Source organism: Streptomyces boninensis (assembly GCF_048572725.1).
Classification (GTDB): Bacteria; Actinomycetota; Actinomycetes; order Streptomycetales; family Streptomycetaceae; genus Streptomyces; species Streptomyces boninensis.
Window position 1 is genome coordinate 8,418,730 of the sequence record NZ_CP183837.1, and the last position, 17,656, is coordinate 8,436,385.

The 17,656-nt window shown below is 67.6% G+C and carries 16 protein-coding genes and 2 pseudogenes; 12 read left to right on the top strand and 6 right to left on the bottom strand.

From position 1 onward, the window contains the following. Window positions 1–40: 40 nt before the first annotated feature. From ACNNMR_RS37960 to ACNNMR_RS37970, 3 genes are all read left to right on the top strand, one after another. Window positions 41–1,411 carry a type I restriction enzyme endonuclease domain-containing protein gene (locus ACNNMR_RS37960; RefSeq protein WP_419999261.1) on the top strand — a complete coding sequence of 457 codons (1,371 nt, stop codon included), beginning with the start codon at window positions 41–43 and terminating at the stop codon, window positions 1,409–1,411. A gap of 147 nt (window positions 1,412–1,558) precedes the next feature. Continuing rightward, complete coding sequence (locus ACNNMR_RS37965) at window positions 1,559–2,938, top strand: AAA family ATPase (RefSeq protein WP_419999262.1); 1,380 nt, start codon at window positions 1,559–1,561, stop codon at window positions 2,936–2,938. A 5-nt stretch (window positions 2,939–2,943) separates the two neighbouring features. Continuing rightward, window positions 2,944–3,714, top strand: coding sequence for a hypothetical protein (locus ACNNMR_RS37970; RefSeq protein WP_419999263.1), 771 nt, complete (start codon window positions 2,944–2,946; stop codon window positions 3,712–3,714). Window positions 3,715–3,917: 203 nt separating this feature from the next. Here the strand turns inward: ACNNMR_RS37970 and ACNNMR_RS37975 are convergent, their stop codons facing one another. Continuing rightward, complete coding sequence (locus ACNNMR_RS37975) at window positions 3,918–4,226, bottom strand: hypothetical protein (protein ID WP_419999264.1); 309 nt, start codon at window positions 4,224–4,226, stop codon at window positions 3,918–3,920. 73 nt (window positions 4,227–4,299) lie between these two features. On the opposite strand from ACNNMR_RS37975, the pseudogene ACNNMR_RS37980 reads away from it, so the two are divergent. The 3 genes and pseudogenes from ACNNMR_RS37980 to ACNNMR_RS37990 all read left to right on the top strand — a co-directional run. Further along, window positions 4,300–5,937 (top strand): annotated as a pseudogene (locus ACNNMR_RS37980) (UvrD-helicase domain-containing protein); the annotation flags it as partial. A 207-nt stretch (window positions 5,938–6,144) separates the two neighbouring features. Next, on the top strand, window positions 6,145–7,506 hold the full coding sequence (locus tag ACNNMR_RS37985) for a hypothetical protein (RefSeq protein WP_419999265.1): 1,362 nt from the start codon (window positions 6,145–6,147) through the stop codon (window positions 7,504–7,506). A gap of 210 nt (window positions 7,507–7,716) precedes the next feature. Further along, entirely contained in the window at window positions 7,717–8,622 is a 906-nt protein-coding gene (locus ACNNMR_RS37990; protein ID WP_419999266.1) for a hypothetical protein, read from the top strand. Window positions 8,623–9,081: 459 nt separating this feature from the next. Here ACNNMR_RS37990 and ACNNMR_RS37995 read toward each other — a convergent pair whose 3' ends face one another. Continuing rightward, the gene (locus tag ACNNMR_RS37995) at window positions 9,082–9,639 is read right to left on the bottom strand and encodes an SDR family NAD(P)-dependent oxidoreductase (RefSeq protein WP_419999267.1); all 558 of its coding nucleotides are present in this window, start codon (window positions 9,637–9,639) and stop codon (window positions 9,082–9,084) included. 136 nt (window positions 9,640–9,775) lie between these two features. Between ACNNMR_RS37995 and ACNNMR_RS38000 the strand changes: the two are divergent. Next, window positions 9,776–9,976 (top strand): annotated as a pseudogene (locus tag ACNNMR_RS38000) (ISL3 family transposase); the annotation flags it as partial. A 51-nt stretch (window positions 9,977–10,027) separates the two neighbouring features. Here the strand turns inward: ACNNMR_RS38000 and ACNNMR_RS38005 are convergent. From ACNNMR_RS38005 to ACNNMR_RS38015, 3 genes are all read right to left on the bottom strand, one after another. Next, window positions 10,028–10,537 carry a DinB family protein gene (locus tag ACNNMR_RS38005; RefSeq protein ID WP_419999268.1) on the bottom strand — a complete coding sequence of 170 codons (510 nt, stop codon included), beginning with the start codon at window positions 10,535–10,537 and terminating at the stop codon, window positions 10,028–10,030. Window positions 10,538–10,996: 459 nt separating this feature from the next. Beyond that, window positions 10,997–11,305, bottom strand: coding sequence for a hypothetical protein (locus tag ACNNMR_RS38010; RefSeq protein ID WP_419999269.1), 309 nt, complete (start codon window positions 11,303–11,305; stop codon window positions 10,997–10,999). A gap of 181 nt (window positions 11,306–11,486) precedes the next feature. Then, window positions 11,487–12,095 carry a hypothetical protein gene (locus ACNNMR_RS38015; RefSeq protein WP_419999270.1) on the bottom strand — a complete coding sequence of 203 codons (609 nt, stop codon included), beginning with the start codon at window positions 12,093–12,095 and terminating at the stop codon, window positions 11,487–11,489. Between the two features lie 293 nt (window positions 12,096–12,388). Between ACNNMR_RS38015 and ACNNMR_RS38020 the strand changes: the two genes are divergently transcribed. The 3 genes from ACNNMR_RS38020 (at window position 12,389) to ACNNMR_RS38030 (ending at window position 15,257) form a co-directional block, all read left to right on the top strand. Next, window positions 12,389–13,591, top strand: a complete 1,203-nt coding sequence (locus ACNNMR_RS38020) for a hypothetical protein (RefSeq protein WP_419999271.1) — start codon at window positions 12,389–12,391, stop codon at window positions 13,589–13,591. A 56-nt stretch (window positions 13,592–13,647) separates the two neighbouring features. Next, complete coding sequence (locus ACNNMR_RS38025) at window positions 13,648–14,289, top strand: hypothetical protein (protein WP_419999272.1); 642 nt, start codon at window positions 13,648–13,650, stop codon at window positions 14,287–14,289. A gap of 473 nt (window positions 14,290–14,762) precedes the next feature. After that, a complete protein-coding gene (locus tag ACNNMR_RS38030) occupies window positions 14,763–15,257 on the top strand; it encodes a response regulator (RefSeq protein WP_419999273.1) in 495 nt (164 codons plus the stop codon). A 42-nt stretch (window positions 15,258–15,299) separates the two neighbouring features. On the opposite strand, the gene ACNNMR_RS38035 is transcribed toward ACNNMR_RS38030, so the two are convergent. Further along, the gene (locus tag ACNNMR_RS38035) at window positions 15,300–16,460 is read right to left on the bottom strand and encodes a PucR family transcriptional regulator (protein WP_419999274.1); all 1,161 of its coding nucleotides are present in this window, start codon (window positions 16,458–16,460) and stop codon (window positions 15,300–15,302) included. A gap of 183 nt (window positions 16,461–16,643) precedes the next feature. Here ACNNMR_RS38035 and ACNNMR_RS38040 point away from each other — a divergent pair, with 183 nt between their 5' ends. After that, entirely contained in the window at window positions 16,644–17,105 is a 462-nt protein-coding gene (locus tag ACNNMR_RS38040) for a hypothetical protein (RefSeq protein WP_419999275.1), read from the top strand. A 68-nt stretch (window positions 17,106–17,173) separates the two neighbouring features. After that, a complete protein-coding gene (locus ACNNMR_RS38045; protein ID WP_419999276.1) occupies window positions 17,174–17,647 on the top strand; it encodes a Na+/H+ antiporter subunit E in 474 nt (157 codons plus the stop codon). Window positions 17,648–17,656 lie beyond the last annotated feature (9 nt).

Consider the following 17,656-nt stretch of genomic DNA (forward strand, 5'->3'; position numbering starts at 1 on the left):
CAGAACACCTCCTCGGATCCCAAGATCCGATCTTCAAGAGATGTCCACAAACGGGGGCAAACCCCACTTTACCGGCAACCCCGGCAAGGACACATCCGATATCACCGACTACGTTCGCACGCCCACCCAGTTGAAGAAGATCCAGGCGCGTGTCGGCAAGCCAGAGGACGAATTGGAGCTGATCATCGTCCAGTCCCTGTGGCTGACCGGCTTCGACGCCCCACCTCTGCACACGATGTACATGGACCGCCGGATGCGCGGCGCCGCTCTCATGCAGGCCGTCGCCCGCGTCAACCGTACCTGGGACGAGAAGCCTTCCGGCCTGGTCGTGGACTTCCTGGGCGTGGCCAAAGAACTGAAGTACGCGCTGGCCACGTACTCGGAGGCAGATCAAGAACAGAAGACCATCGGCGCGCACATCAAGGAGGCGGTCAAGACCGTACGCGGCATGCACGGCAAGGTTGACGCCGTACTCCGAAGCTGCCCCTGGCGCGCCACGCTGCGGGATGCCGGCTACCGCGGGGCTCTCCGTGAGGCACTCGACCTCCTGGAGACCGCCGAGCCCGCCCTGCCACCGGGCGAGCCCACCCGCGCGCAGCGCTTCCTGCACTTCAGCCGCTTGCTCTCCCAGGCGTTCTCGCTCTGCCCGACGCACCCCGACGTCCAGGATCTGCTGCCCGACATCCACTTTTTCGCATCCGTACGAACCACGTACCGGAAGCTGGCTGCCGAGCACCGGCAGCGGCTCGGTCTGGCCACCGAGGCCGATGTCCGCCGCATGATCGAGCAGCTCAACGCGGAGATGGTGGCCGCCGACGGCGTTGTCGATATCTACGACGCCGCTGGCCTCACCAAGCCGGACCTGTCCCACCTCGACGAGGGCTTCGTTCAGCAGCTCAGGGAGAGCCGGCACCCGAACCTGGCACTCAAGGCCCTGCGTGACGCGATCGCCAGGGAGATCCAGGAAGCACACCCGAGCAATCTCACGCGGCAGCAGGAGTACTCCGAGCAGATGAAGTCGGTCATGAACCGATATCACAACGGCCTCATCAGCTCTGCCGAGGCGGCGAGGCTCCTCGTCGAGATGGCTCAGGCAGTATCCAGCTCCCGCACACTCGCAGCAGAACTCGGCTTGTCCGAACATGAGATGGCCTTCTATGACGCCATCGCGGCCAACCCGAAGGCGCTGGAGATGGGACAAGACATCCTGTCGCAGATCGCCCGCAAGCTATACGAGCAGATCACGGAAGACGTCACCATTGACTGGCGCGTCAAGAGCCAGGCCCAGGACCGCATTCGCGCCAAGGTCAAGCTGCTCCTCAACTTCTTCGGCTACCCGCCGGACGAGGAGCCAGGCGCGGTCGACCGCGTCCTGAAGCAGACCGAGGTAATCGCGGATGATCTGGCCTGACGACCGATTGCCGCCAGAATAAGATTGCCGGTTACGAGCCCAACTTCCGACTTCGGCTGAGCTGAGGCGGATGGCAGCGTCAGCACCCCGTGAGAGGCTGACTTCGACAACCCGCCCAGGGAACTGACGATCGACAAGGAGGGCTGGGTGTACGTCACAGAGTTCGGTCTCTCCAACGTGAGGGGCTTCTACGGGGCCCGTGCAGTGGACGCTCTCCCGCTGCCCCAGCCCGAGGACGGCGGCAGTTGGACTGTCATCGCGGGGCGTAACGGGTCCGGAAAGTCCACACTCCTGCGCGCCCTAGCCCTCACACTCGCCGGCCCACAGGTAGCCCGCACGCTCGCCCAGGACTTCAGTGGCTGGATCACCACCGGTGAGCTGGATGCCTGGTCTCAGGCCGCGGTCTCACCCGACTACACGGTCGATCAACTCACCGGACGGGGTCGAGGTCCGGACGGGCGCATGATGCTCGGACTGGGCTGGACCCTGCCAGAGGCCGACGACACCCAACCCCGGAACCCGTTCGGCAGCCCCGTTCAGCCTTCACTGGCCCCGTACGACGGCGTCAACTACGGCTCCCCTTCGTCCGCCCGCGGCCCCTGGGCCGATCATCCGCAGGGCTGGTTCTGCGCCGCCTACGGCCCGTTCAGACGCCTCGCAGGCGGCAGTGGGGAAGCCCAACGCCTGATGCTCGCGCCGGGACCCGCCGGGCGGATGGCTTCGCTTTTCCACGAAGACGCCTCACTCGCCGAAGGCGTCAGCTGGCTCAAGGAATTGCGACTACGCAGCCTGGAGGAACGCGAGGAAGCCACCGAGCTCCTGGATATCGTGAAGGATTTGCTATCTGACGGCCTGCTACCAGACGGCTACCGGGCACTTCGGGTCTCGTCCGAAGGACTATGGGTGGCCCCCGTTGATGATCCAGAACGGGCCTATCCACTGCGAGAGATGAGCGATGGCTTCCGGACCGTCGTGGCGCTGGTCCTAGACCTGGTCCGACAGCTCCAGACCGCGTACGGGACTTTGGACGTCGGGACGGACGACAGTGGCCATCCAATCGTGCAGATGCCGGGTGTGGTCATCATCGATGAGGTCGACGCTCATCTACACGTCACATGGCAGCGGCGAATCGGTGACTGGCTCAAGAGCCACTTCCCGAAGATCCAATTCATCGTGACCAGCCACAGCCCCTACATCTGCCAGGCTGCCGATCCAGGCGGACTAATTCGGCTGCCAGGGCCTGACGAGCAGCGGGCGCCAGAAGTCGTAGCACAGGATCTGTACCAGCGGATTGTGTACGGGAGCGGCGAGGACGCGGTGCTTTCTGAACTCTTCGGCCTGGAGACCCCGTACTCCGAACGCGCGGACAGGCTGCGTCGCCTACTCGTACGCCTGGAGGAGAAAGTCTTCGACGGCGAAGCGGACGAGACCGAGGTAGCGGACTACAAGAAGTTGGCGGCCGAATTGTCGAGTTCCCGCACTGCACGAGTGTACGAGATGGCGGCGCACCTGGCAGGTGACGAGTGATCCCCGTGCAACGGCTGTCGGCCACGCATGAGTTGACCAAGCTTTGCGACGACCGCACTGCGAAGATCCGTGAGGCGGGGGCCACAAGCAAGGCTGCGGTCGCGGAGTGGAAGGCCGCGAAAGTCGCGAAAAGGCACATCAAGAGCCTGCTCATCCAGATGGCGCCCGGCCGTATCCGCTGCATGTACTGCCTGGATAACCAGGGCACCGACATTGACCACTTCGAGCCGAAGGCGCGCACCCCGCTACGCACCTTCTGCTGGGACAACCACCTGTTGGCCTGCTCCCACTGCAACAGTAACGAGAAGCGAAACCTGTATCCCTGCGACCCCAGCACCGGCGCCTGTCTGCTCATCGACCCGACCGTGGACGACCCAGCAGACCATCTGATGCTGCTGCCGAAGTCGGGCGAGCTGAAGGCGCGCACCGCCAAGGGGTGTCACAGCATCAAGGTCTTCGGACTCAACCGATACGACCTGAGAATTGGCCGCGCAGACGCCTGCGGGGTGTTCATCTCCGAGCTGGTCCGGTGGCACAGCCAAGTGCAGCGAGGGAAGGTCAAGGCAGCCACGCATACGGCCGTACGGTTGCGCCGGTCGGGCTTCCCCGAGGTGCTCCGCACACTGGAGAGCCTGGCCGGATCGTCCTACGCCGCCCTCCTGGAAGACGAGGACTTCCCCGAGGCATTGTCTGCCTGGGTCGAAAGCCCTGACCGACAGGTGGCGATCCCGCCTATGCGTTCAGCCCCTCCTGGATCACTCCAGGCACGTCCCTGAGCGGTCGACCGCTGGTGCCGCACCGCGCCGGGGTGAGCCCGGGGAGATTCACGCCGATGACCATTCCGTGTCCATGACCGTAGGCATGGGCATCGCTCGTGTGACGTGGTTCCGGGCTCATCCTTGCCACCCACTCCTCGCGAGAGTGCCACCTCTCTTACGACGAGCGGGGGCATGTGGCATTGCCGCCCCGTACCCGGGCGTCACCGAGTCCGCTCCGGCGTCGGTCGGCATGCGTTGCAGGCGGTCAGCGGCCGACCGGTGATCGCGTCCAGCAGAAGACGGTCGCCCAGCGGGCGCTCCAGCTTCACTGCCATCCGCTGTATCTGCGCCCTATCGGTGCAGATGCCCTTCCTGGGGTTCTTCACGGAATTCGACAGCACCACGCTGCCACCCGTCTCCAGCACGGACACCACGGCACGGTCGTCACAGTCGCCGTGCATGGCCTCCACGGTCACCGACCGCCCGTCCGCGGCGAGCTGCGTCAGTCGCCGGAGCGGCAGTCCCGGCACGTCCGGGGCTCGCTTGACCGGCAGCCGGGACAGCTTCGACGGGACGGCAGCGGCCCGCTTGAGCGGAGGGGCCGTCTTCGGCCCGTACTTCCCGCCCGATCAGCGCGAGGTGCTGGAGTTCCTCGCCGAGGGCTACTCGGTGGAGGAGGTGTGGCGGGACCTGGTCTCGGTCAATCTCCCCACCACCGATCCCCGCCCGGCCGTCGTCGACCCGAGCGACTACGAGACCGCGATCCAGCACACCCGCACCCGCATCGCCCTGGTCACCGCGTCGGAGGACCTGCTCGACATCCTCGACAAGCCGTTCGCCGCGTGGCGGGTCTTCCTGCACCCCAGTCAGCACCGCGTGGCCCACCGCGCCAGCTACGCCGGCCCCGCCCAGGTCACCGGCGGACCCGGCACCGGCAAGACGGTGGTCGCCCTGCACCGCGTACGGCACCTGCTGCGCCACCTGCGCGACGGCGAACGAATCCTGCTCACCACCTACACCAACGCCCTCGTCGACGCACTGCGCAGCGGCCTGGAGACACTGGTGGAAAGCGAGGAGCAGCGCGCACGGGTCGACATCACCACCGTCGACGCCTTCGCGCGGCGCGTCGTGGCCACCTCCCGCACACCGCTCACCGGCACGGACGAGGAGACCCGCTGGGAGGCCGCGGCCGCCGCCACCGGCTGCGCGGCCACCCCGCAGTTTCTGGCACAGGAGTACCGGCACGTGATCCTGGCCCAGGACCTGCGGAGCTTGAGCGCGTACGAGGCCGCAGAGCGCCGCGGCCGCGGCAGCCGACTGCCAACCGCCGAACGGGCCCTGGTCTGGCACACCATGGAAGGGTTCACCCAACAGCTCGTGACCGACAACAGGCGCACCTACCTGGGCACCTGCGTCGAAGCCTCGGACAAGCTCCGCGCCGACGGCCCGCCGTACCGCCACATCGTCATCGACGAAGCCCAGGACCTCCACCCGGCGCAGTGGCGGCTGCTCAGGGCCGCCGCACCTGAGCGACCGGACGACCTGTTCATCGCCGGCGACCCCCATCAGCGCATCTACGACTCCCGCGTCTCCCTCAAGGCCCTCGGCATCAAGGTGACGGGACGCAGCACGAAACTGCGCAAGAACTACCGCTCCACGCACGAAATCCTCAGCTGGTCGACCGCCATCCTCCTCGGCACCCCCATCCGCCAGCTGGAAGACGACAACCGCCACGAAACCCTGCTCGGCTACCGCTCCGCGCTGCATGGCCCCGGCCCGCAGATCCACGCCGCGGCGACCGAGGAAGCCGAACTCGACGCGCTCGTGGACGTCGTGGCGGCGTGGCAGGCCGAAGGCGTGGCGCTGGACGAGATCGGCGTCACCGCCCGCATGAAGAAGGGCGTCGAGGCGGCCGCCGCCCACCTGAAGGCGGCCGGCATCCCCGCCCAGCGACTGCGGCCCGGTGCCCTCGCCGCCGACGGCGCCGTCCGCGTCGGCACCATGCACTCCTTCAAGGGCCTGGAGTTCCGCTGCGTCGCCGTGCTCGGCGTGGACGCCCAGACCCTGCCGCACCCCAAGGCCCTCACCCCGCTCGACGTCGACCGGCTGCAGCACGAAACGGACCTCATGGCGGAGCGCTGCCTGCTGTTCGTCGCCTGCACCCGCGCCCGCGACCGGCTGGCCGTGTCCTGGGCCGGCACCCCGAGCCGCTTCATCGAGGAAGCCGGTCTCGGCGGGTGAGTGCACGTACGGCCCGCGCGCCAGCCCGGTTCCGTGTGCCGGCTGCAGCGGCACCGTCCGGGAGCCGAAGTGGCTCAATGTCACCGCTGTGAACACTGAGTTGTGTGTTAGCGTCACCGGTCTTGTCGTGGTGACTAGTGCGCGCGGCCGTCACGGGTTGCAGGCGCAGGTCGGGGGTTTGTGGTGCGGAGGGTCACCCACGGGGTGTTGGCGCTGGCGGTGATGGGAGCACTCTTCGGCTGCAGCAGCGGCGACGGGGACGGCAAGGCCGACGGCGAAGGCGCTCATCAACGGGGACCGGCGCCATCCGAGAAGCTGGCCAAGTTGAACGTTCCCGACGGCTACAGCACCACCAAGGGGTGGCAGCAGACACTCGGGTGGGTGCCGCCTTCGGTGGGCTCGCTGCCCGTGACGACGGCCGAGGAGACCGGCGCCGTTGCCTATCTGCGCGCGGCCTCGGGCGGCTACTCGGTGGAGGTGCGCGCGGCAGAATCCGGCGATGTTCGCTGGTCCGGCAAGAACTGGCAGCCGCCGGTGCCCACCGAAGGAATCTCGGACGATCTCTCCGAAGACGAGGAGATCCCCGATGTGATCTCGACGGTACAGGCCGACGATGAGTACATCGTTGCCTGGGCTCACGGCTTGAAGGGCAAGGACGAGCTGCACGAGGGCACGGAGGTCGTTCAGCTCGCGGTGTACCCGGCGAAGGCCTCCGGCAGCGGGGTCAAGCCTGCGCGCGTGATCAATGTGCCGGTCAGCGCGAGCAGCGACGACCTCAACGTCGCCGCCAACGGGGACGGTCTGCTGATCACCTGGGGCGACGGCCAGGGCGTTGGCCGCGAAGCAGGCGCCGCAGTCGACGTCGCCTCCGGCAAGGTCACCCGCTACCAGGCCACGGAGCTGCTGCCGAAGGCATGGTGCGAAGACACCCTGTGTACGGACGGCCGGGTGTGGGCCACAGCCGCGGCCGGCCCGGTGATCTCCTCGGACAACGGTGGATTCGGGGTGCCGGGGTCCTGGTTCAGCAACGACCACGCACCCGCGGGCGTGAAGCCGGGCAGCAACGACTCCATCAACCTCAATGGCGACGCGCAGGCCGCGGCGGGCGAACACCTCGTGGCCGTGTGGAACCGACCCGACGGCACTCATGTGTGGGCAGTGCACGATGCAACCACCGGCAGGGTCAAGGCCACGACGACCTGCTCGACCGAAGACCTGACACCGGGAATGTACTCAGAGGCGTATCCGGCCGTCGCCTCCTCCAACGACCGCTACGTGGCCGCCGGCCCGGTCGCCTTCGATCTCAAGACACGCCGCGGCTGGTGCCTGGCCGGCGACGACAACCGCAAGGAGATCCTCCTGCTCTTCGTCACGGACCGCGGCACGGCGTTCGGCGGGGTCAACGACGGCGACGACGGCGTTCCGGCACAGGTCTCCCTGCGTACCGGACAGCCGAAGGCGCTGTCCCTGGACATCGACGTTCCATGGGCCGATGTGGACGGCTCCGGGATGTTCCTGACCCGGGACAAGAACAAGGCGCTCCGGATCTCGGTACTGCAGCAGGAGTGATCGGCTCTACGCGAGGCGTCGACGAACGCGAGCGCATCCAGCGCACGAGCGGAGCACAGCCCGGGTCCTCACCGAGCCAGCTCCAGCACCGCCGACAACACTCCGCACTTCCGTAGGCTCCCAGAGCCTTCGGACACGTACTTCCTACATGCGCGCCAAGCGGCGCGCATGTTTCTTTGGCACCCGTCCCTGACCCATTCTGGAGTTCACGTGACTGACAAGACGTCGCGCCCTGCCGCCAGGCTTGCTGTGCTGATGGTGGCGGTCGTCGCCGTGGGTTTCAGCACCGGGTGCGGCAGCCAGAACGAGGGCACGGAAGCCGCCGGTGATGCGAAGAAGCTGGCGGCCCGTGCACGGCAGGTGGCGGCGGCCTGGGACGGCTCAACCGCTGCTGCTGCGTGGCGCGCCGGCTATCACCCCATGGGTGACGTGGTCCAGCTGCCACGGGGCGGGCTGAAGAGCCCGGCGGATAAGCAGGCCTATGCAGAGCAAAGCTTCATCCTGCGCAGCAAATTGCCCGCCACCCGGCCGGCCGACGGCCGGGTGGCGTGGAACGAGGGCACAGCGCTCACCCGCCCGCTCCTGGGAGCGGACGAGGCGTACAAGACCCTCTCCGGCGATCACGCGGGGGAAAGCCCGCACCTTACAGTGACCGACGCGAAGCTCGGCGAGATGGTCCTCGCCACCAGCCGAGGCCCGGCCACCGTCCCAGCCTGGCTGTTCACCCTCGCCGGCTATGACTCTCCTCTGAAGCGGGCTGCAGCCGTGCCATCGAAACTTCCCCAACCGCCGATCAAGCGAAGGGTGGGCGGCCCAGGCTTTCCCCTGTCCAGCGTCTCTTACATCGCCTCGGACGGGCGCTCGGTCACGGTGCTCGCCCTCCACGGCTCCTGCGACGAAGGCCCCGCCGTGAAGGCGCTGGAGACGCGCGGCAGCGTGGTGCTGTCGAATTCCGTCAAGAACCCGAAGGAGGGCGTGTGCAGCAAGGATGCGAAGGAGGAACACGTAACGGTGAAGCTGGACCAACCCCTGGATGACCGCGTCCTGCTCGACGCCACCACCGGGCGGCCGGTTCCGTATCAAGCAGGGCGTGGCCCCACCCCGAGCTGGAGCTGAGCCACGTACGTTGCCGCACGGCGCGTTCGGCCAGCCGCGCCGCCTGGATGAGGACGTGCCCGGCGGCCGAGATGTCCAGCAGTTCGACGCACCGGTCGGTGAGCAGCTGGATGGTGGTTCCCGTGGGGAGGGGCCGATGCGCGGTCCGCCGCTCGGCGGGGCGTCGGCGACCCGGGGCAGCTCGCGGTCGACGACGGCGCGGGCGACGTCGGTGATGTCGCTGCCCAGGAGGAAGGCTCCGCGTAACAGGGCGATCGCCGAGGGCAGCGGGATGCCGAGCAGGGCGGCGAGCATCCCAGTGGCCCGATGCACCTCGACCCGGTGCATTGCCATCGCCTATGAGCTCGTAACACGATCACGATCCGGGCTTCTTGAGTCGTGTCCACGCACACGCGGGTCGTTGGCGGTGCGCGCCCCGAAGACGCGACGTCCTTCGGGGCGCGCGGCAGGGGTCCGGGTTCAGGCGTTGTAGCCGCCGTGGGCGTCCAGCACCGCGCCCGTGACGTACGACGCGTCGGGGCTCGCCAGGAAGGCGATCGCCGCGGCGATTTCGTCGGGGTGCCCCATGCGTTGCAGGGACAGCGAGCTGAGCAGGGCCTTGAGGGTGTCGGGGTCCGGCGGTTGCATGCCGCTGTCCATCAGCCCGGCTTCCACGACGTTGGCCGTGATGTCGCGGGGCCCGAGGTCCCGTGCGACCCCCATGGTGTACCTCTCGATGCCTGACTTGGTCGCCAAGTAGTCGGCAACGCCCGGGACGCCGACCCGGGAGCCCAGTCCGGAACTCACCGTGATGATGCGGCCGCCCGTGCGCAGCACTCGGGAGGCGGCCCGGATGACGGCGATCACGCCGAGGTAGTTGGTGGCGTGCATCCGGTCCAATGCGGCTGTGTCGGTCTCCGGGGCGTCCACCGTGCGGCGCTGCTCCACCGAGATCGCCGCGTTGTTGACGAGGATGTCCAGGCCGCCGAAGTGTGCGACCACGTCGTCGAAGCAGTGCCGGCCGGTCGGGGTATCCAAGATCCGGTTCGCTTAGGTTGAGTTCAATCCCCAGCGCTCGGTGGATGACGGGCTCTTCGCAGTTGAGGGTGTAAGTCCGGTCGGCGCGTCGGTGGCCGGGTAGGGGTCGAGGTCTCCCGAGGATGGAGGTGACTATGATCTCGGGCTCGAAGTGCTCGGGCAGCGGTTGGAGCCCGATCGGGCGATTCTCCGGTGCCGGGTTGTCGAGCCCGACAGATGGTGTCGTCGCTGCGGATGCCAGGGCGCGGCCAGGGACACGGTGGTCCGGCGGTTGGCGCACGAGCCGTTCGGGTGGCGGCCCACGGTGTTGGAGGTCAGCCTCCGCCGATACCGGTGTAACGCCGCCTCCGACGACCCGGAACACGGACCGACGACGCGTCGCGAGCCGTCAGTCGCCGACGCTGCCGTCGATCATCTCGCGCAGGATGTCCGCGTGGCCCGCGTGCCGGGCGGTCTCCAGGATCACGTGCAGGTACATCCACGTCAGCTCCCTGCCCCGCGGTGTGGTGACGGCGTAGTCGAGGCTGTGCTGGGCGGCGATCTCGCGGGAGCGGTCGCACGCCGCCTGGTAGGCGCCGATGACGTCGTCGAGCTTCTCGTGCGGCTCCAGCCGCAGGTCGGCCTCCGGGTCTGCGTCGGTCCACGGCGGCGTGGGCAGCTCCGCGGCGGGGATCTGCCCGATCTGCTGGGCGAACCCGCCCAGTTCCACCCACCGCAGGTGTTTGATCAGGCCGCCGAGGTTGGTGCCGGTCGGCACCGGGCTGCGCCGGGCGTCCTCCTCCGACACCCCGCGGACCTTGCGCACGACGGCGTCGCGCAGGTAATCCAGGAACGTCTCGAGCTGCTCGCGCTCGCTGGCGGCTAACACGCTGCCGAGGATCTCACCGGGTCTAGTCATGGCCGGAACGTAGCACGCGGGCCGACCCTCGCACCGGGGCCAATTTTGGGCTCTTCGCAGTCGCAGTTGAGGGTGTAGTCCGGTCGGCGCGTCGGTCTGCTGCACGTGTGGGTGACATGGGCATCCAGGTGGTCCTGCTGACACAGGCCGGGATTGACGGGTTGCCGGGGCCCACCCGGGTCAGACGTCTGCGTGGCGTCGCCCACATGCACAACCTCGCCCTCACAACATGACCAGAAGACTGCCTCCACGCACCCTGACCTGCCAGAACACATCCTTGTGCAACACGCTTTAGGTGCGCCCGTTGCTCCCGAGGGACTCTCCGCAGCCTGGCTTGCCGGCCCGGCGTCACGTGTGCCCAGGCCGCTTCTGATGGCACTGGGACGATGACGACCTGGTCGGGGTGTCGGGGTCGGTGATGCCGTTGCACTCCAGCGGCAGCGCGCGTGGCGCCGCGGTCTACTGCTTACCTTCGCCTTTGCTGGCGTTGACCAGTTCGTCGTAGAGCTTCTGGTCTAGCTTCGCGAACTCTTCGGCAGCTTTGTTCGCGAACTTCGAGACGCCTTTGGTCAGCTTGGACAGCTGGCCGAATCCGTAGTCCCACGAGTCCGCAAAATCATCGCACGCTGATTCCATCGCCTCGTGGCCGATCTCCTTGGTGTCGGCATACTTCATATTCTTCGAGGCGTCCTTCATCTGGCTGCCGCCGGTCTCCAGCGTGCCCGCCATTTGCTTGACTTCATCAGTCATGAACCTCAGAAATGACATTGACCCCCCGACTGTCCACATACCTCGATCGAGCGTCCTTGGCGAAGCATGCTATCGAGCGCATCCTCGGACACGCCAGCGTTCGTACCGGCAGGAGCGCACGCGGCGTGGTTTCCTTCGGCGCTCATGAGCGCTCGGGAGCCAGGACTTGAGAACTGGCTCCGCCTGTGGTTTCCCGGAGTCACGTGTTTCTGTCCGGCGGCCACCGGATCCCTGCGTCCGCCAGCGTGCGGCGGTAGTGGTGGTGTCGCCGGCGCATGATCTCCGAAGCCAGCCACAGGTACAGGCACCACGCCACGCAAATGCCGCCGGCCACGATGAATGCCGTTGCCGTGAAGCTCTGATTGATCAACAAGGCGAGGAACACCCCGATCGGGACCAGGACGGCAAGTTTCCGCACGCGCTTGCCCGCCGACTTCCCGAAGAGATCCACCTTGATCCGCGCGTGGAGCAGATCGACCTCGGTACGAGTCTCCGCGAGCGGGGTGAGTCCGTCACCGCCGGGGCGCATGCCCGGGTACGGGCCACCGAAGCGGGCGTTGGGGTGCTGAGCCGCCGTGTGAGCCGCGCGCTGCTCAGCGTCAGGCAGTCGGCGGAACGCGAAGACGGGATAGTTCAAGCTCCTGGGCACACCAGGAGCGAGGCCATCGTACTCGTACCCGTATTGTCCGGCGATGTACGCGAAAGCAGCGAATTTACGTCGCGACCCCCATGGATTGACGAGCGTGTACAGGCCGGATCCCTTGGCTCCGGCCTGTAGGAGTCCGTCGAGTGCGCGCTGAAGGCTCATCCCATCCCCAGTAGTCCGCGTTGCCGATACGACCTCGTTCAGGGGTCGAGGTCGTCGTCACACAGGTAGATTCCTATCATCTTGGCATCAGCCATCCCGCGGAGTGGCGTTCGTGGCATGCACAGGGGAGGAGCAGGATGGGCTCATCTAAGTATCCCAATCTCGGATTCGATCCGGCGCCGGGCGACCTGGAGACGGTGCGGCGCATAGTCTCAGCGGTGGGGAAAGTGGTCGGTGACAGCGGCACCACGCAGACTCAGCTGAGCAAGATAGGCACCTCATAGGGTATTTGGGTGGGAAAGTCCGCGGACAAGTTCAGCAGCTCCGTGGAGAAGATACCGCCCTACCTCAAGAAGGCGCTGACGTCCCTCAACACGGCACACCGGGCTCTGGCGGGGTGGGAGCGCAGCCTGGACGCCTTCCAGACGCAGGCTCGGCGGCTGGAGCGCGAGGCTGATGCGGCGGCCCAGAAGGTGAGTGCCGCCAGGGCCGACTTGGACGGCGTCAGCGGCGACACGTCCAAGCTGTCCGGCAAGGAGAAGGAAGAACACGAACGCGACAAGAAGGGCAAGCAGCGCGCGTATGACAGCGCCAGCGGCGAGCTTGAGTCGATCCGTAGCCGTTCCCGCGCCTTGCACGCCGAGTACGTCACCGAGGCAGACGCCTCGGCCCGCACCATCAAGGACGCGGCGGACGATGCGCCGCCCGAGCCAGGCTGGTTCGACGATTTGGTGGACGGGTTCAAAGAGGCGATCCTCGAGCAGCTGAGAGTGCTGACCGATCCCAACTTCTGGAAGCTTGTCGGCGACATCCTCGCCGACGTGGCGATGGTGATCGGAGTAATCTGCCTGCTCGCGATCCCATTTGGCGGCATAGCCGGGCTGGCACTCGTAGGTCTGCTTGTCGGCGCCGGAGCGTTGGCTGCGCACAGCGCAGCCATGATCGGTGGTGCCGAGGGCATGACCTGGCAGACCCTCGCCTGGGACGCTGCCGGTGTCCTGACCGGCGGACTTGGCGTTGCCGGCAGCGCGATGGCCAGAGCGGGACGAGGCCTGGTGGCATCCGGGCGAGCCCTGCGTGCTTCGGAAGGCTTCCTGGCCGCTGTCAGCAAGGTCCGTCCAGGATCTTGGGGCAACCTCGCGCATATTCCCAGCGGCGTCAGGAACTCCGCCCGCGGCTTCGTCATGGCTGCAGAGGGCTGGACGCATGTCGCCGCCGGGACTGTTGTCGACGTGAGCATGACGGCGGCCGGCGCCGGCTTCGCGCTCGGCTCCAACGTAAACGACACTCGCTGGAGCGATGGAAAGGGGACCATGGGCGACGTCCCCATTCTCGGGCCGCTCGCCGCGATGACGAAATACGAGCCACCCGAGCCCGACGTCATGGCTCCGGGCCCTGCGCGCCAGCCTCAGCTGGATGCCCCTAAGACCCTGATGTCTGCGGGCGACGCCTTCACGAAGGGACTCGACCCCTCGCAGTTCGGCACGGCAGCATGACCCACACGCCCGTAGAGGGCCAACCGCGCCCAGTCACGTATTCCTTCCGGCATTCCGTGCCGGATGAGTTCATCGAGCTGCCCGACCCCACCTCCTCGGACGGCTGGAGAGAGGCAATGGCGCGGCTGATGCCCGGTGCGGACGAGGAAGACCTTCAGGCCGCCAGCGACCAGATCCGCGGCCAGCTGCCGCCCCCGTCGGATGACGGATCCGGGATCCTCAACGCCATGTGCGTAGGCACGGAGGAAGTCGACGGCGACGAACGGCTGTCCATGGGTCTGCTCTCCGTGTCGATCATGGGCAGTGAGCACCACGACCGCTTGATGACAGCGGAGGGAATCTACCGGGCCAAGACCACGAAGTTCTTCAAGGGGGAGTCGAACCTGCAGGAACTCGACTTCGAGCTGGGCAAGGGCCTGCAGGGCCAGCAGGACATGGTGCTGGCGGCCAAGCTGCCCTGCGGCCCAGGGGCCATGTCGGTGTCCATGCGTTCGCTCACGCTCCCGGCTGGTGACTCGGCAACGACGCCTTTCGCGATCCCGGTTGCCGCCCTGCAACTGATCATCCCAGCTCCCCGCGACTACTGCGTGTACATCACGATCGCTACCCCCTCCGTCCACCTCCTCGACTCGTACTGCCACCGGCTGGCACACATCGGACGCACCTTTGCGTTTGATGTCCAGGACGGACCGAGCTAGCGGCCCTCCCGACATGGGGACCCTCAGTTCACCGGTGCCCCTCGCGCCGCTGGTGAGCGAGAGGGCATTCTCGGCTCGGGCACTGCTGGACCATGCGTGTCCAGGCGGCAGTCATGCGGTGGGGTCGCTGAACGACGTCATAGCCACCCGAGTCCGCACGGCGACCCGCCACGAGTGGCAGCGGCGACAGGCCGATCCTGATGCAGGGCAGCCCGGACACCAGCGCCTCCCCCGAACCGCTGCCTGACCTGCGCTCGAACGGCCGCAGCGACCGCTGAGGCGAGAGCATGCCCGGTGAACCCAGGTGATCCAGCAGCATCGTCAGCATGACGCGCAGTAACACTTCGCTAACGGAGTGGCGTTCGCGCTCATGCCTCTCGCATGATGCCATCCACCATGATTGCAGTGTGCAAAATAGCAGGTTCGGGTCGTCGTCGTTCGGGGGAAAGGTGCCGCACTCCAAGATTCTCCTGGTGGACGACCGTCCGGAAGCGCTGCTGGCGATAGGCGGCATTCTGGACGAGCTCGGTCAACCGGTGGTGACAGCCTCGTCGGGCGAAGCCGCGCTCCGGGCGCTGATGGCTGAGGACTACGCGGTCATCATTCTCGATGTCCGGCTGCCGGGCATGGACGGCTTCGAGACGGCGGTGTGCATCAAGGGCAGGGAGCGCACCCGCGCCATCCCCATCATCTTCCTTACGGCGAGCGCGGACGAGCCCCACCAGGTGCGCCGCAGTTACGAGGTCGGCGCGGTAGATTATCTCTGCAAACCCGTCGAGCCGAACGAGTTGCGCAGCAAGGTCGCGGTGTTCGTGGCCATGCATCAGCAGCTCACCCGGGTTCGCATGCAAGTCGCCGCCGCAGAGGTTGAGATGCGGCGGGTTGCCCATGAGCTGGCCGCCGCCGTGCAACGAATGCAGCACAGCTCGGACGTCCTGCCGATCCCCAGCCCGCGGCACTTTCGGTGAGCGGGTGCCGGCCGAGCGGCCATTCGGTCTTACGGTCCCGTGTCATTTTCCACCGGGCCAGTCGAGCAACTGTGCTCCGAGCACAGCCACTTGAAGGGTGAAGCTCTGCTGGGGATCGTGCGTCGAGTAGCCGGTGAGTTCTTCGACCCGGTCGAGCCGGTAGGTGACGGTACGGACACCGACGTGCAGTTCGCGTGCGGCGGCTGTGGCCATGCGGCCCGCCGCGAAATAGGCCGTGAGCGTCTCCAGCAGGGTGCCGGGGCCCGTGCGGGCCTTGCGCAGCGGTTCGAGGACGGCGTCCACGAGGTCGGCCAGCGCCGCCCGGTCCCGGCTCAGCACCTGGTAAACGAGCAGGTCGGCGGCCCAGTGCAGCTGATCGGGGAGATTCAGCCGCTGACCGATGTGCAATGCCTGCTTCGCCTGCTCGAACGAGCGGACGGCGCCGCCGGGCCCGCGCTGCGGCCGGCCGATGCCGATCCGCCATGGGGTGCCCGGACGGAGGACCTCCCGCACGCGTGCGGCGAAGTCCCGCACCATGTCGCCGGCGTCCGGCACGATGCAAACCAGCAGGCCGTCCTTGGTGGTGACGAGGATGTCCCGGCTCAGCGGGTCGAGGCCGGTGGCGGAAGCCACCTGCCGGGTCGCCGGTCCGCCGTCGACAAACGGCTCAGAGCCGCTGGCGGCCAGCACCACATAGCTGCCGGCGAGCCGCAGCCCGTACCGCTCGGCCCGGCCCACCAGGGTCTCGACGTTGTTGCCCTCCAGCAGGTCGTCCACGAATTCGCGGCGAAAGGACTCCTCCTGGCGCCATGACCATCGCTGCGCCTCCTCGTAGCCATCGGTCACCGCCGTGATCGCCGTGTCCGCGGCGCGGATCACAGCCTCCCCGACCCGACGCAGCGCATCAGCGCCGGTCGCCGCACGCACCCCGGGCAGCACGGGCCAGACGAGCCGGGTGGCGCTGAGGTAGAGGTCGATGATGCCGCGCATCGGCACGTTCTGTTCGGCGGCGCGAGCGCCGGTGGCGCGCCAGCGCAGACGTCCGTCCTGACGCTGTGGGGCGCCGGTGCTGGCTCTGGCGAGTTCGAGCAGATAGCCCTCGAGGAGATCGGTGGGTACGCCGCGGGCTTCCTCTGCCGCTAGCCGGGCGACCTCTATGAGATCTGGCGCCGGTTCCGGGTCCGCGCCCGTGCGTGGGTGCATGGTCCGCTCACCTCCCGCGGGGAGTGCGACTGTGACACGGGTAGCCTCCCGCTCCTTGCCGGTGCCCGGCAAGGATTGCCGGGCATTGATTGGCCGCGGCGAACGTTGGATGCTTCCGTCTCCTGCCGGACAATCGAGGCAGACAGGTTGGCAGGAACCCGGCTTCGCTCGCGGGAGGCTGACATGCACGCTGCCGATGTCGTGGAAACCTTGCCGACCGCCTTACCGGACGAGGACGCCCTGGCAGCCGTGCGGATGGTGGCGGAGCGAGGGCTTCCGGGGCTCGTTGTCGCCGACGAGCGCGCTGTGGTGATCGCCTGCATGTCCTCGGCCGCACTGCTGCGGGCGGTGCTTCCGCCGTACTTTCTGGAAGGGGCATGTCTGGCGCAGGTGATTGACGAGAGGCACGCCGACCTGATCGCGGCCGATCTGGCCGACACGCCGGTCAGGGCGCTGATCGGGCGGGTGCCGGACGCTGTCCCGCGGGTACGAGCGCAAGCCACGGCGGCCGAACTGGGCGCCCTGCTGGCGCGCCGGAAGTCACCGTTCGCGCTGGTCGAAGCGGCAGACGGGCACATACTCGGTGTCGTGACGGCCAACCGCCTGCTCGGGTTGCTCGCCGCGGCGGCGGAACAAGCGACGTGAAGGGTGCATGAGGGCACCCGGGAAGGCCAAGGTTGCCGGAGCGATCGATGCGAGCGCGGTTAAGGTCCGTGCGCCTGGCCTTGGGGCCGGGGCTCCTCCCGGCGGTGTTCTGGCTGGTCCTCTCCGGGCACTACACTCCGCTGCTGCTCACGCTCGGCGCGCTCTCCGTCGCCTGCGTCTGCTGGCTTGTCCACCGCGCGGGGCTGGATGGCTACCGGGTGCCGCTCGCCTTCGTGCTCCGGCTGCCGGGCTATCTGCTGTGGCTCGGCGGTGAGGTACTGCGCTCGGCGTGGGCGGTGGCACGGACGGTGTGGTCGCCGCGGCCGCACCTGCGCCCGGTGGTGGTGCCGGTGCCGGCGGAGCGGCTGCCGGAGCTGTCGCGGGTGGTCTACGCGAACTCGATCACGCTGACGCCGGGCACGCTGTCGCTGGACGTCGAAGCGGACCGCATCGAGGTGCACAGCCTGGTGCCGGACGACATCAAGGCGCTGCGCGAGGGCGCCATGCTGGCGCGGGTACGGCGGACGGAGTCCGGACGGTGATATTCGCCG